Below are 13632 nucleotides of genomic sequence, written 5' to 3'. Positions count from 1 at the left end.
GTTGATGAATCAGCAATTATGAATTGATTGCTTTCCAGATCATATCTTTTAGTTGAAGAATATTTTTACCGGTAATAGATGAGATAAAAATATAAGGAATATTATCCGGCACCTGAGCCTTCATTTCATTTTCCAGTTCTTCATCCAGCATATCAGATTTAGTAATCGCCAGTAATTTGGGCTTATCCATCAATTCAGGATTATAAGCTGTCAATTCCTTCAAAAGAATATTATATTCTTCAGCAATTGTGCGGTCTGTATCTGCAGGAACCATAAAAAGCAAAACTGAATTTCGCTCTATATGGCGTAAAAAACGGTATCCTAATCCTTTACCTTCCGAAGCTCCTTCGATAATTCCGGGAATATCGGCCATTACAAAAGATTTATTATCTCTGTAGCTTACAATCCCCAGATTGGGCACCAATGTAGTAAAAGGATAATTTGCAATTTCGGGTTTTGCAGCTGACACTACCGATAGCAATGTTGATTTACCTGCATTCGGGAATCCTACCAGTCCTACATCGGCCAGGACTTTGAGTTCCAGAATTACCCATTGCTCCATTCCCGGTCTTCCCGGTTGAGAAAATCTTGGTGTCTGCTGTGTTGCAGACTTAAAGTGCCAGTTCCCCAATCCACCGATACCACCTGCTGTCAGAATTTTTGTTTCACCATCTTCTGTGATATCAAACAAGACTTCACCTGTCTCAGCGTCACGTGCGATAGTACCGAGTGGCACTTCCAGTATTTCATCTTTCCCGTTAGCTCCGGAGCGCAATGCGCTACCTCCCGGATCTCCGTTGGATGCAATAATATGTTTTCTGTATTTCAGGTGGAGCAGTGTCCACAACTGACTTGTTCCTTTAAGTATAATATGCCCTCCACGGCCGCCATCACCTCCATCAGGACCACCTTTGGCAGTATGTTTATCCCGATGCAAATGCGCTGAACCAGCACCACCATGACCTGATCGGCAACACACTTTCACATAATCTACAAAATTTGATCCCTGAGCCATTTATTATACTTCGTTAAGCTAAAAAAGAAAAAATACTAATAAACTATTAGTATTGGTCAATAATTTGGGTCAGTTCCCCAAAAATAGAGTCAATATCTCCGATTCCGTTTACCTTAGAAAGCTTACTTTGAGCTTCATAATAAGGTAATACAAGAATAGTTTTTTCGAAATACTCTTCTATGCGTTTTGTCAGTTTATCTGCCGCATCATCTGCACGTCCTGAAATCTCTTGTCTCTTCGCGATACGCGCTTTTAATTCATCTTCATTGACATCCAGTGCAATTACTCCTGTGATAGAAGAATTGTTAGATTCAAGGAAGTTGTCCAAAGCCTCAGCCTGCGCTACAGTGCGCGGGAATCCATCAAAAATAAATCCTTTTGCATTCGGATTTTTTTGAATTTCTTCTTCCAGCATTGCTATCGTTACGGAGTCAGGCACTAAGTTGCCATCTGCGATGATCTGACTAACCTGTTGGCCTAATGTTGTCTGGTCTTTGATATGAGCACGGAAAAGATCACCTGTTGAGATATGCACCAATTGGTATTTATCAATAAGCTTTTGTGATTGAGTGCCTTTGCCCGCACCTGGAGGACCGAATAAAACAAGGTTTAGCATAGTTGTAATTCCGTAAAAAATAAAAGCCTAATCTTGTTTTTGATTAGGCTTGGAGTTTAACAAGTGCGCTCAAAGGGAGTCGAACCCCTAACCTCCTGATCCGTAGTCAGGTGCTCTATCCAATTAAGCTATGAGCGCGGCAACCAACACTTCCCGACTTTATGCCTGTTCTGTTTTGGTGATGCAAATATAGGGAAATTCCATCTTCACACAAATTTTTTTTCATTTTAAAGTAGAATACTCCGTCAATTGATAAGAATTACCATAATAATCCAATTGTTACATATCTGCTAAAAAGTAAGGAAATGAAAGGGAGAGGAATGATAAATAAAATGTGTGCGCTCAAAGGGAGTCGAACCCCTAACCTCCTGATCCGTAGTCAGGTGCTCTATCCAATTAAGCTATGAGCGCAGTTCCTGTGTGTCCCGGGGAAACCCCGTTTTGTTTTGGTGATGCAAATATCGTTACTTTTATCTTATTTCCAAATAAAAATATTCATTTTTAGTATCTGCAGGAATATAATTCTAATTATCTTATTGATTTTATTATATTTATGTTGAAATATTTTTTTTCATAATATACATTCCCCATACATGACAGAGCGAAACTTTAAGAGCAGCAAGATCCGAATTGGCGATATCAGTATCTCATACTATATTAAACCAGCACTAACATCAGAATCATCCGAGACTATCATTTTTATCCATGGATTTCCTTTTAATAAGAAAACCTGGAATGCTCAGCTTGAGAGTTTAGCAGACAACGTAACCGGAATCGCTGTAGATGTACGCGGGCATGGCAATACCACCGCAGGACATGGTTTCTTCAGTATAGATGTTTTTGCAAAAGACCTTGTCGTATTTATTAAAAAGTTAGATATCGAACAGGTGACCTTATGCGGTATATCCATGGGCGGATATATTGCACTAAGAGCACAGCAATTAATCCCAAACCGAATAAAAGGTCTGATCCTGTGTGATACACACGCAAGAGCTGATGATAACAAAGGGAAACAAAAAAGATTTGATTCCATTCAGGCTATTTTACAATATGGAAGAAGACCATTTGCAATAGGTTTTGTTGAAAACGTCTTCCATAAAGATACCATTCATAACAATCCTGAAGCTGTAGAATTGATTAAGAGCAGTATCCGCCGTAACAGTATAAGCAGTATATGCGCTACACAACTTGCATTAGCAAGCCGTACGGACACTCGTGATACACTGGGGGCTATTGATATTCCAACACTCCTCATCAGAGGGGCAAATGATATGATCACTCCAAAAGAACTCATGGAGGAATTAGAAACAGCTATTCCACAGGCTTCCTATGTAGAACTTGAACATGCAGGACATCTTCCAAATCTGGAGCAACCTGAACGATTCAACAGTCTGCTCCATGAATTTTTGAGAAATTTACAAATCAGATAAAGCATTTTCGGTCAGCAAAGCTCCCTTTTCGATCAGATACTCGGAGCGGTCGTAGTCCCATAGTCCTGAAATATTATGGGGTATGGTGACTACATAATCCGGCTTGTACAAAGCAATGCTTTGTGCAGCCAGTTGCCGTCTCATTGCGTAATAAGCATGCGTTAGTACACCTATTGAATTTACTTTTTCAGGCTTATTTTTTGTCTGTGCAAGTTCGGGGTCAGGCTGTCCATCCAGATTTACAGCAACTACCAGATTATGCTTGTGTTGCACATGATTAATGGGTAAAGGATTAAGTACACCGCCATCTACCAGAAACTGTTCATCAATACTAACAGCTGTAAATACAGCGGGAATTGCTATAGAAGCACGTATAGCATCATACATACTACCCGTCCGAAATATGACATCCTGCTCTTTTTTCAGATCAGTTGCGACTGCTGTATAATGTATGGGCAGATCTTCAATATTTATATCCGGTACGATCTGTTTGATTGCCTCAAAGATGCGTATACCCTTCATGACACCTGAACCAAAGTAAGTGAAATCCATAAGTCTGAAAATTTCACGTTTACTAAGGGTCTTCAGCCAATCCTGAAAATCGGATAGTTTCTGCTGTGCATATACCCCTCCTACTAACGAACCGATGGAACAACCAACAATCTCATCTATCGTATACCCTTTGGCTTCTAGTGCATGGATAACCCCAATCTCTGCAATCCCTCTGGCACCTCCACTTCCCAGAACCAAAGAAACATGTTTTTTCCTTGCTGCATTCATAACGCTAAAAATACAATATTTAAGCAGAAAGAAATTGTCATTAAAAAGTCTAAAAACAATAAAGTGTTTAAACATTTAAAAATCATTGTTACTTTTGCTAACACTGTTAACTAAATGTTTAGACATGGGAATTTCAGAACGAAGATTTCGGGAACAAGAACAACTGAAACAGCTTATCATAGAGCAGTCATGGAGTATTGTGAAAGAGGAAGGATGGGCAGCACTCTCTCTACGTAAGATTGCGGATGCTATTGAATACAGCGTACCTGTTATCTATAAGCACTTTAGCAGTAAAGATGACCTGATCGAATATTTTACGAAAGAGGGATTCCGTTTACTAGCCGGGGAGCTTGCTTCTGCTATCAGTCAGGACGATACTGCTGAATCAAAAATCCGCCATATTGCTGAAGCTTACTGGTCCTTTGCTTTTACACATCAGAAGTATTATGAGATCATGTTTGGTCTGGGTATACCAACCTGTGAAGCTATACAGACTGTACAGGAGAAAAGAAAAACTTCAGAAATTTTATTAACAGTCATTGAAGAGGCTATTTTGCAGAGTAAACGCACGGACACCGATAAGTATTTAAAAATGAAAACTTTTTGGTCTATCATGCATGGCCTTGTTGCTATTGAATTATTATCAGCCAATCAAAAATCAATCGAACCATCTGCAATACTAAAAGATGCTGTGGATGGATATATCAAATCATTAATTAATTAAACAAAAAAGATGAGTTTATTAGAACATTTAAACTGGAGATACGCTACAAAAAAAATGAACGGACAAAAGGTAGCGCAGGAAAAAGTAGATTACATTATCGAAGCAGCACGCCTCGCGCCTACTTCTTCGGGTTTGCAACCGTACAAGATCATTGCGATCTCTGATCCCGAACTGAAAGCAAAGATCCAGCCTATAGCTTACAATCAATCTCAGATTGTAGATGCTTCCCATTTATTGATATTCGCTGCTTATGATGAGTATACAAAGCAACGTGTCGATGAGGTATTTACACAACAGGAAGTTGAGCGGGGATTACCTACAGGATTTGCAGATGACTATAAAAATCAATTGTTCAGCTCGCTTTCCGCACGTGAACAACAGCAACAATTTGAGCATGCTGCACGCCAGGCCTATATCGGATTTGGTCTTGCTATTGCTGCCGCTGCAGAACAAAAAGTGGATGCGACTCCAATGGAAGGATTTGTCAATGAGCAACTGGATGATTTATTAGAGTTGAAAAAATACGGTCTTAAATCTGTTACTATCCTGGCTTTAGGATACCGTGATACTGAAAATGACTGGTTGGTAAATATGAAAAAAGTAAGAAAAGAGGTGAAGGACTTTGTGATCAGTCTGGACTAATACTTTATGAAAATGACAGAGTAAAGCTGTTCTTTTTATTAAAGAACGGCTTTACTATTCTATAAAATCAGAGAATAAAACAATTTTTCCTGATGTTTTAGATCTTATAATATTGTTCCCATCCTTTTCTCGGCGGAGGTCCGGCAAGTAAACTATTAGCGACCTTATTGTTTGTGATTTTTTTGCTTTTACGGTCAAATTCCAGTTTTGTACCCAATTTCTGAGCCAATACTCCCAAACAGAAGACCTGACTTAACGGTCCTGCAATGTCAAAAGAAGATCTTGTCTTTTCTTCTCCTTTACAGCTACGTATAAAATTAAGGAAATGATTGGATGGACTTGGAGGTATTTCAGGAAGTTTTCCGGCCATCGCCAGTGCCTTTTCCTCCGGAATAATGGATAGCGTACTACCGTGTGATCCACCTTTGAAGGTGAGATTTTTACTGTAGATAATCTTACCCGGATTAAGTTTTGCAGGTTCAATTTTACCCGTTGTCGGAGGAGGAATATTCGGATCTAATCCGGATACGCCATATCCTTCCGGTATTGGTGGCAGATTGTTGACACCATCGTACCAGGTAATATCCAGTGCCGGCATATCTCCCCGCTTAGGAAAGCGGAATGCCAGTGTAGTGGACATCGGAAAGAAAAAGTCATTATGACCATCCAGATTAACAGGATTCACCTCATAAGGCAATCCCAGATCCAGAAACTCATGTGCCGTATCCAATATATGTGCACCCCAGTCTCCCAAAGCGCCCATTCCGAAATCAAACCAGCATCTCCATTGCCCGTTGACAAAATCCTTATTAAAATCATGTCCCTGAGTTGCCATTTGCCACAATTCCCAATCTAATGTTGAAGGCGTTGGTTCTTTAGGTGGAAACGATTTGATATTTGTATCCCAGGTATGCCAACGTCTCGGAGCATTCATATGCGCTGTGATTGCTGTTACATCTTTAATAATTCCGGCTTCTTTCCAGGCTTTAAATTGAAAATAATTAGCTTCCGAATGTCCCTGATTACCCATTTGTGTAACCACTTTATTAAACTTGGTTGCCTTTTTCATCATCAATTCTACTTCCTGAAAGGTTCTTGCCATTGGTTTTTCTACATATACATGCTTTCCAAGGTCTATAGCCATCATCGTTATCGGAAAATGAGAAAAATCAGGAACTCCTATAGAAACTGCATCGATCTGATTACTCATCTTATCAAATAATTGCCTGAAATCCTGAAACCGGGGTACATCCGGAAATTTCTGAAGGATTGGAAGTGTATGCGGAGCGCCCATGTCTACATCGCACAGGGCAACAATATTGACAAGTCCTGTCTTATAAAGATCCTGAATAATTTCTGCTCCTCTGTTTCCAATACCAATACAGGCCAGATTAATACGTTCATTAGGTCTTGCTAATTTTACAGGTGCCGAAGCCGCTAAAAAAGACGGTAAAGCTATCGTAGCTCCCGACAACAGCAGACTATTGCGCAAAAAAGCCCGTCTGGAAAAAGAGTTTGTATTTTTCATGATTTAAGATTACAAGTTTATAATTAAGAGTTTGTCCAGGTTTACAGAGACAAAATTAAATTCACATCTCTAATTTAAACACTTTTTATTAATTTTATATAAAAATTCGAATAAAATTGATAATTTTATAACACCAAAATAAACTTTTTAAAGGCTTCACAATCCTAAACTATTATGACACACGCAAAATTAAGTTGTATTTCAAAAATTATTCTTGCAACCGGATGTCTGCTTGCATCCACCACATTTATCACACAGGCTCAGCAAAATAAAGCTACCTCCATTTTCGACGGTAAAACTCTTGCCGGTTGGAAAACTGTCGGAGGTAAAGCTCCCTATATTGTAGAGAATGGTGTTATCGTAGGTACGATGACAAAGAAAACACCTAATTCATTTTTAGTAACTGAAAAAGAGTATGGCGACTTTATACTGGAACTGGAGGTTAAACTTGAAGGTGACAATACCAATTCCGGCATACAGATCAGAAGCCACATTGACCCGCAGGCCAATGACGGGCGAGGCCGTATGTATGGCAAGCAGGTTGAAGTGGATCCAACCGCAAGAGCCTGGACAGGAGGTATCTATGATGAAGCGCGGAGAGGCTGGCTCTATCCGCTGGATCTCAATCAAAACGCTAAAAAAGCATTCCGTAAGAATGAGTACAATACCATTCGTATTGAAGCGATCGGTGATGAAGTGAGAACCTGGGTAAATGGTATTCCTACGGCAGCTGTTATTGACACCATTGATCAGACTGGATATATAGGTCTGCAGGTACATAATATCACAGATGCAGATGACGGCAAAAAAGTATATTTTAAAAATGTCCGGATTCAGACAGAAAACCTAAAACCAAAGGCATTTCCAAAAGATATTTATATTACAAACCTGCACCTCAACCAGCTTTCGCAGTCAGAGCAAAAAAACGGTTATAAGTTATTATTTGATGGGAAGAGCACAGCGGGATGGCATAGCGCACGAGGCAAAGAATTTCCTTCAAAAGGCTGGGAGATCAAAAACGGCAATATTTCCGTACTGCCATCTACAGGCGGTGAGTCTACAAATGGAGGTGACATTGTTACTGATGCGCAGTATAAGGCCTTTGACTTGTCTTTTCAGTTCAAGCTTTCTCCGGGAGCTAACAGCGGAGTCAAATATTTTGTCACTCTTGACGAACAAACATCAGGTTCAGCTATAGGTTTAGAATATCAGGTGCTGGATGATAAAGAACATCCTGATGCTAAACTGGGAAAAGACGGAAACCGAACACTTGCTTCACTTTACGATCTGATTACTACCAAAAAGAATGCAAGAGCTGTAAAACCAATCGGAGAATGGAATACGGGACGGGTAGTTGTTTATCCCGATAATCGGGTTGAACATTACCTCAACGGAGAACTTATGGTATCTTATGTGAGGGGCTCTAAGGAATATTTGGATCTGGTAGCAGGAAGTAAATACAAAGACTGGAAAAACTTTGGTCAGGCGCCACAGGGACATATCCTTTTGCAGGATCATGGCAACAATGTCTCTTTTCGATCTATTAAAATAAAAGAGCTGAAGTAAAAAATACACTTACATTCCATAGGCCTGCGACTGAACTCAGGTTTATGGAATGTTTCTATTTATGTTGTGTCACAATCAAAGATTGATAACAAGTAGAATTCGGCACTCTCATCAGAAGTATATTATCAATCTTCACTCCCCCTCCAAACGTGAGTCCTATACAGTAACTGTAGATATCCTGTTGCTTGATTGCACCACCACTTTTGATAGTTACTCCTGTACGTTCATTTTTACAAAAAAACTTACTTAAAATATAGCTGTATCTCACATTGAAATCTCCTCCGTCAGCAATAGCCTGCAATTGTGCTTTCAGATCATCTACTGCAACTTTCTGCACCTGATTTTCGGCCGCCAGACTATCCAGACTATCTGTTTTGGCTCCATCTATTTCTATAGTATGATAGGTATAAGATAAGGTTTTGTCCGATTTAACTTTTACACGATACCTTCCCGGTTTGGAATAGGTATACTGCGCAACCTTGCCGATAACATCTACCTTACCGCTTTCACCAAACTGCCACTGGTAGATTTCTCCCGGACCATCTACTTCCAGCCTCACCTCTTTTAGAATAGTTCCGGTTGATGGACCTGATACCTGTAAAACGCTGTCTACGACTTTAGCTACAGAATCTTTTACCGTTACAAAAAATTGTTCGTGTAGATTGTCATTGACGACCAGACGTACGACATAAGTTCCGGCTGATTTATATCTGTATTTACCATCCTGCTGCGTAGACACATCGCCATTTCCAAAATCCCAGTGCCATTTTTGTGCACCAACTGTGTTATCGATATAGATCAGATCCTGATTGAGTGTCATATCCTGATTAAAGACCTTGGCTCTGATTTTTTTTTCAGGTTCCATAAAGATCTTCATAACAAATACCGTAAGCGCAACCAATAGCACTGCTCCTACTGCACTAATGATCAGGTAGCTCTTAATATTAAATTTGTCATCAGAAGATTCTTCTCTTGTCACTATTTTACCTCCCTCAAAGGTTATAATAAGCAATAATACAGCTTATCTGCGAATATTATATGATCAGAACAGGGATCACCTGCTTTATATTTAAACAAACGAACAGTTATCCGGATTGAATTGTAGTATTACTTATATTCTATAGTTCCGCCTGCGAGTTTTTTCTCGTTACGCTGAGCCGGATTGCCATATACATGAATGATACCTCCTGCCCTTACCTGTGAATCAATAGTTTGCTTTACATTTACTTCGCATTTTCCCCCACCATTCACCGTAACTTTTGCATTTTCTGAGACCAGTGATCGTCCTTCATAATTACCTCCGAATGTCAACTGAACTTCCTGACGTGGTGATTTGCCACCCGCCTGTACAGTACCTCCTTTACTCGCACTGACTTTGATTTCCTGACCTGATACATTCAGACTTAACAACCCTCCTTCTGAAGCTGACAGATTTAGCATATTCCGGCTTAGGGCCTCATCATCATTTACCTTCACACTCGCCCCCTTCTTTGCGGTCAATTCACTGATATCATTTCCATACACTTTAATATGTATTCCCTCTCCATTCATCATGTTTAATGTATTCATTTTAAGCCGTAATGTTCCATTCTTCTGAATGACATCTACTTCATTAGACGGATTTCCTGAAATAACTACTTTATATGTACTGCTGTTAATCAGTTCAACACTGATCTTATCTGTAACTTCTACTTTGGCAAAAGGACCGACTTCTCTCGTTTGCGCCATACTCACTTTGGCCAACATAAACAAAAGGCCGATTACGATTATTTTTTTCATGTTTCTGTAATTTAAATTCTGTAGAATAATGATCTAAATGAATATTGCATTTATTATTATTCCAATACATTACGGTAAAGATAATACACTGCATATTATTCCATTCCATACGTCTGAATATAGCAAATAGTACTCCAAAAAGTATGTTTTGAAACAATTTTACGATAGGGAAACAGAAAATAAGGATTACGTTTATCTTCCCAATAGAGCCAACTCTTCATTGGTATACATATTAGCTCCTTTTAAATAATTAAAGATCAATTGCTTTACGTCATTGTCCTTCATTTTATAAAGGTTATTCATGACAAAATCTTTGTCTGTCTCTATATTATCATGGTAATTGAGAAACTTGGGAATATAAAACTGAATACATAAACGAATAAAACGCAATTCTATATTTTGTGGATTTTTCTTAATTACATCTTCCAGCACCTTTCTTCCTCCTTTAAAATAACTCATTTTTTTGAAAGGATTACCCGTATGATTAGCCATAAACATATGATATGCGGCATAATAGCCCAACTCTTCCGGGGATTTGGCATTCTTTTTCAACATCTCCAGATGGTTCTTACAAAGGTCTTCATTTTTAACACCTTTATTGAAATCTTTTCTCACCTGATCCAAATCCACTTTCTGGGCATACGCCGACTTTGCAACGATCAATAAAGCTATTAAAATGAGTTTGTGCATAATAGTTATAATTTACGTTATTAAATACGATATCATTTTCTGCGTAACGCAGAATTATAACAATATTAAGATATTGATATTTTCTAAAAGTTACGCCAGTGTAAATGTTAAATTCAAATTTCGCGCCAATCGCAGAGTACAGGCCTATTTAATAAAATCCTGATATAACACATTTACAATTTCCTTTAACATCATGTTAAATCCTGATGTTTCGGATAACCTGCACCCATTTGTAATAACGACAAAACCATATTTATGTTTTGGATTAAAGAACATGGTGCTGTATAACCCGTATGCTGAGCCTGTATGTCCCGTAAGATGTACCTGAGGGATAAGACTATCTGTACTCCAAAGTGCCAGACCATAATTTTCCTCATCACTACGTTTTGTCTGCATGGCTACTGCACTACGTTTGCTTATTATTTTTTTGCCGTTGCCATGTCCGTAATTCATGTGCATGATCATATACTGTGCAAGATCTCTTGCTGAAATTTTCATGCCCCCGGTCGGTGAAAACAAAGGAGTGGAATGTCCCAACTCATAGCTACTTATTTCTTCGCTACGCGGATTATACGCTGCAGGTTGTGGCACAAATTTGCCATCTTGATAAGCGTATAGTGTCGCAAATCTGGAACGATCCAGAGCATCAACATAATAACCTCCGTACAGATCCAACGGACGCAAGATGTGTTCTGCTACATACTTATCAAAACGCTGATCTGATATTTTTTCAATTATAGCACCCACCATATTAAAATTGAGATTACAATATTGATAGCCTTTACCGGGAGCATACGCATTGTAACTATCCGACCAGTTTTTATTCTTTTGCGGATTGATCACATCCAGATCGAAATATCCGTTTTTATCATTGATTCCTGATGTATGTGACAACAACATTTCCAATGTTATAATCTGATCCGGAAATCGGGGATTACGTACAGGAAAACCTATCAACTGACTGCAATCATCCTTTAAAGACAAACGACCGGCCTCAACAAGTTGCATAACAGCAGTAGCTGAAAATGATTTTGAGATAGAAGCGATTCTAAACAATGTAGAGTCATTCAGGACATGGTGGGTATCCCGATCCTGATATCCATAATTGTTTGTGAACACAATCTTATTATCTTTCACAACGACTGCGGCCACTCCTACTGCCTGATATTTTTCAGCAATCTGCTGAATAGATTTGGCCGTTACGGAATGCTGGGCGTAAATACTTGCTGAAGAAAAGATAAAAAGCAGAGGTAGTATAATTTTTTGGATATCGGACATAGGGTTTGGGTTATAATCTCATCTAATTTACATATTTTTATATATCTGATCGATTTTATGCTAACCATAGGCTAAAAATATGTTAAACTCTGAAACCTATTCCTATCCGGATAAATTCACGGATATCCTTCTTCGAACACGCAATTCCGGCTTCAATATGGCCAGTGATATTCATACCGGCTCTTTATTAAAGACGCTTGCTGCCTCCAAACAGAATGCCCGTTTTTTAGAACTTGGGACAGGTACAGGCTTATCTACTTCCTGGCTGTTATCCGGCATGGATGAACGTTCTGCATTGCTGTCTGTGGATCATGATCCGGCTTTTCTAACAATCGCGCAGGAATATCTGTCTTCAGATCCTCGTCTTACATTAGTACAACAGGATGCCGGAGAATGGCTTCTTGAGAATAAAGAATTAAAATTTGATTTTATTTTTGCGGATACCTGGCACGGAAAATTTCTGGAACTGGAAACATGTCTTGCTATGCTGGATAAAGGAGGCATTTACTTTATAGATGACCTCTTACCGCAGCCCAACTGGCCGGATGGACATGACCAAAAGGTTCGTCATCTGATTCGTGACCTGGACAACCGGGCTGATCTCAGCCTTACACGTCTTCACTGGTCTACTGGTGTGATCGTTGCTGTGAAAAGATAAAAAAGAACGGTAATGTTTTTTGCATTACCGTTCTTTTCTACTTTACGAAAGTTGTTCCTTTTCTGTTTGTTGCTTTTCCTTTTCTTTTTTCTCTTCAAAGCCGGAGTCAAACACGACATCCCATACAGCAGAACTTACCCCGAATCCCTTTTCAGGATCCTGATAATGGTGTAACATATGATGTTGTTTGATACGCTTCATAATACCACTTTTGAAATTGGCATGATGCATAGCATAATGAGATTCGTCATAGATAAGGTAACCAATCATAAAACCAGCAAAGAATGCAGCTAATATAAATTGATTACTAAAAAATAAGCTGAACATAAAATAAACCAGTGTTGCCAATGGAATACTTGCTGACAACGGCATGACCAGACGAAGACGATCTTTAGGATAATCGTGATGAATACCATGAAAAATCCAATGAACACGTTTTAAAAGCTTTCCTTTTGGATGATAATGAAAAACCCAGCGATGCAGGGCATACTCAAAAATAGTCCAGAAAGCGAGCCCGAAAACAAAATACCCAATATACATCCATACACCCATTTCACCTGGCCCCAGGGCCTTCCATGAAAAATAAATGATTACGGGAAGATAAAATATAATCGGTACAGAATAGTGAACCTTAGTCAATGATTCCAAAAAATCATTCTTAAACATTCGTGTGGATTCCGTAGAATTTGATATGTAATTTTTCTTTGCCATTTCCTTTTTGATAAGAATCTAAACACTAAAATTTGAACAACAAAGCTACAATTCTGACTTTATAATGAAAATCATCAAAAAGTCAGATTGTCTGCTTAATCTGCAAATATAAAGATTTATTTAAAACAAATTACCGAAGTAAGCTGTATTTGGGAATTATATAATAGAATGCCAAAATTAAATAATCTCATTTAACGGCATCCTGAGTATAACAA

At 38.8% G+C, this 13632-nt stretch carries 14 protein-coding genes and 2 tRNA genes; 5 read left to right on the top strand and 11 right to left on the bottom strand.

What is annotated here, in order from left to right:
* Positions 1–16 precede the first annotated feature (16 nt).
* The 4 genes from obgE to I6J02_RS14325 form a co-directional block, all read right to left on the bottom strand.
* Positions 17–1015 (bottom strand): GTPase ObgE, encoded by a 999-nt coding sequence (gene obgE / locus I6J02_RS14340; protein WP_201678539.1) that lies wholly within the window; start codon positions 1013–1015, stop codon positions 17–19.
* Between the two features lie 46 nt (positions 1016–1061).
* Entirely contained in the window at positions 1062–1631 is a 570-nt protein-coding gene (locus I6J02_RS14335) for an adenylate kinase (RefSeq protein ID WP_201678538.1), read from the bottom strand.
* 64 nt (positions 1632–1695) lie between these two features.
* A tRNA-Arg gene (locus tag I6J02_RS14330) sits at positions 1696–1769 on the bottom strand.
* A 199-nt stretch (positions 1770–1968) separates the two neighbouring features.
* A tRNA-Arg gene (locus tag I6J02_RS14325) sits at positions 1969–2042 on the bottom strand.
* A 182-nt stretch (positions 2043–2224) separates the two neighbouring features.
* Here I6J02_RS14325 and I6J02_RS14320 point away from each other — a divergent pair.
* The gene (locus I6J02_RS14320; RefSeq protein WP_201678537.1) at positions 2225–3061 is read left to right on the top strand and encodes an alpha/beta fold hydrolase; all 837 of its coding nucleotides are present in this window, start codon (positions 2225–2227) and stop codon (positions 3059–3061) included.
* On the opposite strand, the gene I6J02_RS14315 is transcribed toward I6J02_RS14320, so the two are convergent.
* Complete coding sequence (locus I6J02_RS14315) at positions 3047–3841, bottom strand: patatin-like phospholipase family protein (RefSeq protein ID WP_236581918.1); 795 nt, start codon at positions 3839–3841, stop codon at positions 3047–3049. The genes I6J02_RS14320 and I6J02_RS14315 overlap by 15 nt on opposite strands.
* 124 nt (positions 3842–3965) lie before the next feature.
* Here I6J02_RS14315 and I6J02_RS14310 point away from each other — a divergent pair, with 124 nt between their 5' ends.
* On the top strand, positions 3966–4565 hold the full coding sequence (locus I6J02_RS14310; RefSeq protein ID WP_201678535.1) for a TetR/AcrR family transcriptional regulator: 600 nt from the start codon (positions 3966–3968) through the stop codon (positions 4563–4565).
* Between the two features lie 9 nt (positions 4566–4574).
* The gene (locus tag I6J02_RS14305; RefSeq protein ID WP_201678534.1) at positions 4575–5207 is read left to right on the top strand and encodes a nitroreductase family protein; all 633 of its coding nucleotides are present in this window, start codon (positions 4575–4577) and stop codon (positions 5205–5207) included.
* A 97-nt stretch (positions 5208–5304) separates the two neighbouring features.
* Here the strand turns inward: I6J02_RS14305 and I6J02_RS14300 are convergent, their stop codons facing one another.
* Positions 5305–6735 (bottom strand): Gfo/Idh/MocA family oxidoreductase, encoded by a 1431-nt coding sequence (locus I6J02_RS14300; protein WP_201678533.1) that lies wholly within the window; start codon positions 6733–6735, stop codon positions 5305–5307.
* A 174-nt stretch (positions 6736–6909) separates the two neighbouring features.
* On the opposite strand from I6J02_RS14300, the gene I6J02_RS14295 reads away from it, so the two are divergent.
* Entirely contained in the window at positions 6910–8301 is a 1392-nt protein-coding gene (locus tag I6J02_RS14295) for a DUF1080 domain-containing protein (RefSeq protein WP_201678532.1), read from the top strand.
* A gap of 55 nt (positions 8302–8356) precedes the next feature.
* Here the strand turns inward: I6J02_RS14295 and I6J02_RS14290 are convergent, their stop codons facing one another.
* From I6J02_RS14290 to I6J02_RS14275, 4 genes are all read right to left on the bottom strand, one after another.
* Positions 8357–9280: a PKD domain-containing protein gene (locus I6J02_RS14290; protein ID WP_236581917.1), complete on the bottom strand. Its 924-nt coding sequence runs from the start codon at positions 9278–9280 to the stop codon at positions 8357–8359.
* A 128-nt stretch (positions 9281–9408) separates the two neighbouring features.
* Complete coding sequence (locus I6J02_RS14285; RefSeq protein WP_201678530.1) at positions 9409–10080, bottom strand: head GIN domain-containing protein; 672 nt, start codon at positions 10078–10080, stop codon at positions 9409–9411.
* Positions 10081–10272: 192 nt separating this feature from the next.
* On the bottom strand, positions 10273–10770 hold the full coding sequence (locus tag I6J02_RS14280; RefSeq protein ID WP_201678529.1) for a hypothetical protein: 498 nt from the start codon (positions 10768–10770) through the stop codon (positions 10273–10275).
* A gap of 144 nt (positions 10771–10914) precedes the next feature.
* On the bottom strand, positions 10915–12048 hold the full coding sequence (locus I6J02_RS14275) for a serine hydrolase domain-containing protein (RefSeq protein WP_201678528.1): 1134 nt from the start codon (positions 12046–12048) through the stop codon (positions 10915–10917).
* A 79-nt stretch (positions 12049–12127) separates the two neighbouring features.
* Here I6J02_RS14275 and I6J02_RS14270 point away from each other — a divergent pair, with 79 nt between their 5' ends.
* Positions 12128–12706, top strand: a complete 579-nt coding sequence (locus I6J02_RS14270; RefSeq protein ID WP_201678527.1) for an O-methyltransferase — start codon at positions 12128–12130, stop codon at positions 12704–12706.
* Between the two features lie 42 nt (positions 12707–12748).
* On the opposite strand, the gene I6J02_RS14265 is transcribed toward I6J02_RS14270, so the two are convergent.
* Positions 12749–13417, bottom strand: coding sequence for a sterol desaturase family protein (locus I6J02_RS14265; RefSeq protein WP_313271040.1), 669 nt, complete (start codon positions 13415–13417; stop codon positions 12749–12751).
* Between the last annotated feature and the right edge of the window lie 215 nt (positions 13418–13632).

Source organism: Sphingobacterium spiritivorum, assembly GCF_016725325.1.
Lineage (GTDB): Bacteria > Bacteroidota > Bacteroidia > Sphingobacteriales > Sphingobacteriaceae > Sphingobacterium.
This window is presented reverse-complemented; position numbering and strand designations above follow the sequence as displayed.

Bases quoted from the DNA above. Each gene is read 5' to 3' on its own strand.
- I6J02_RS14270 (WP_201678527.1), top strand. From the start codon at position 12,128: ATGTTAAACTCTGAAACCTATTCCTATCCGGATAAATTCACGGATATC.
- obgE (WP_201678539.1), bottom strand. From the start codon at position 1,015: ATGGCTCAGGGATCAAATTTTGTAGATTATGTGAAAGTGTGTTGCCGA.
- I6J02_RS14285 (WP_201678530.1), bottom strand. From the start codon at position 10,080: ATGAAAAAAATAATCGTAATCGGCCTTTTGTTTATGTTGGCCAAAGTG.
- I6J02_RS14305 (WP_201678534.1), top strand. From the start codon at position 4,575: ATGAGTTTATTAGAACATTTAAACTGGAGATACGCTACAAAAAAAATG.
- I6J02_RS14310 (WP_201678535.1), top strand. From the start codon at position 3,966: ATGGGAATTTCAGAACGAAGATTTCGGGAACAAGAACAACTGAAACAG.
- I6J02_RS14280 (WP_201678529.1), bottom strand. From the start codon at position 10,770: ATGCACAAACTCATTTTAATAGCTTTATTGATCGTTGCAAAGTCGGCG.
- I6J02_RS14335 (WP_201678538.1), bottom strand. From the start codon at position 1,631: ATGCTAAACCTTGTTTTATTCGGTCCTCCAGGTGCGGGCAAAGGCACT.
- I6J02_RS14300 (WP_201678533.1), bottom strand. From the start codon at position 6,735: ATGAAAAATACAAACTCTTTTTCCAGACGGGCTTTTTTGCGCAATAGT.
- I6J02_RS14295 (WP_201678532.1), top strand. From the start codon at position 6,910: ATGACACACGCAAAATTAAGTTGTATTTCAAAAATTATTCTTGCAACC.
- I6J02_RS14275 (WP_201678528.1), bottom strand. From the start codon at position 12,048: ATGTCCGATATCCAAAAAATTATACTACCTCTGCTTTTTATCTTTTCT.
- I6J02_RS14265 (WP_313271040.1), bottom strand. From the start codon at position 13,417: ATGGCAAAGAAAAATTACATATCAAATTCTACGGAATCCACACGAATG.
- I6J02_RS14315 (WP_236581918.1), bottom strand. From the start codon at position 3,841: ATGAATGCAGCAAGGAAAAAACATGTTTCTTTGGTTCTGGGAAGTGGA.
- I6J02_RS14320 (WP_201678537.1), top strand. From the start codon at position 2,225: ATGACAGAGCGAAACTTTAAGAGCAGCAAGATCCGAATTGGCGATATC.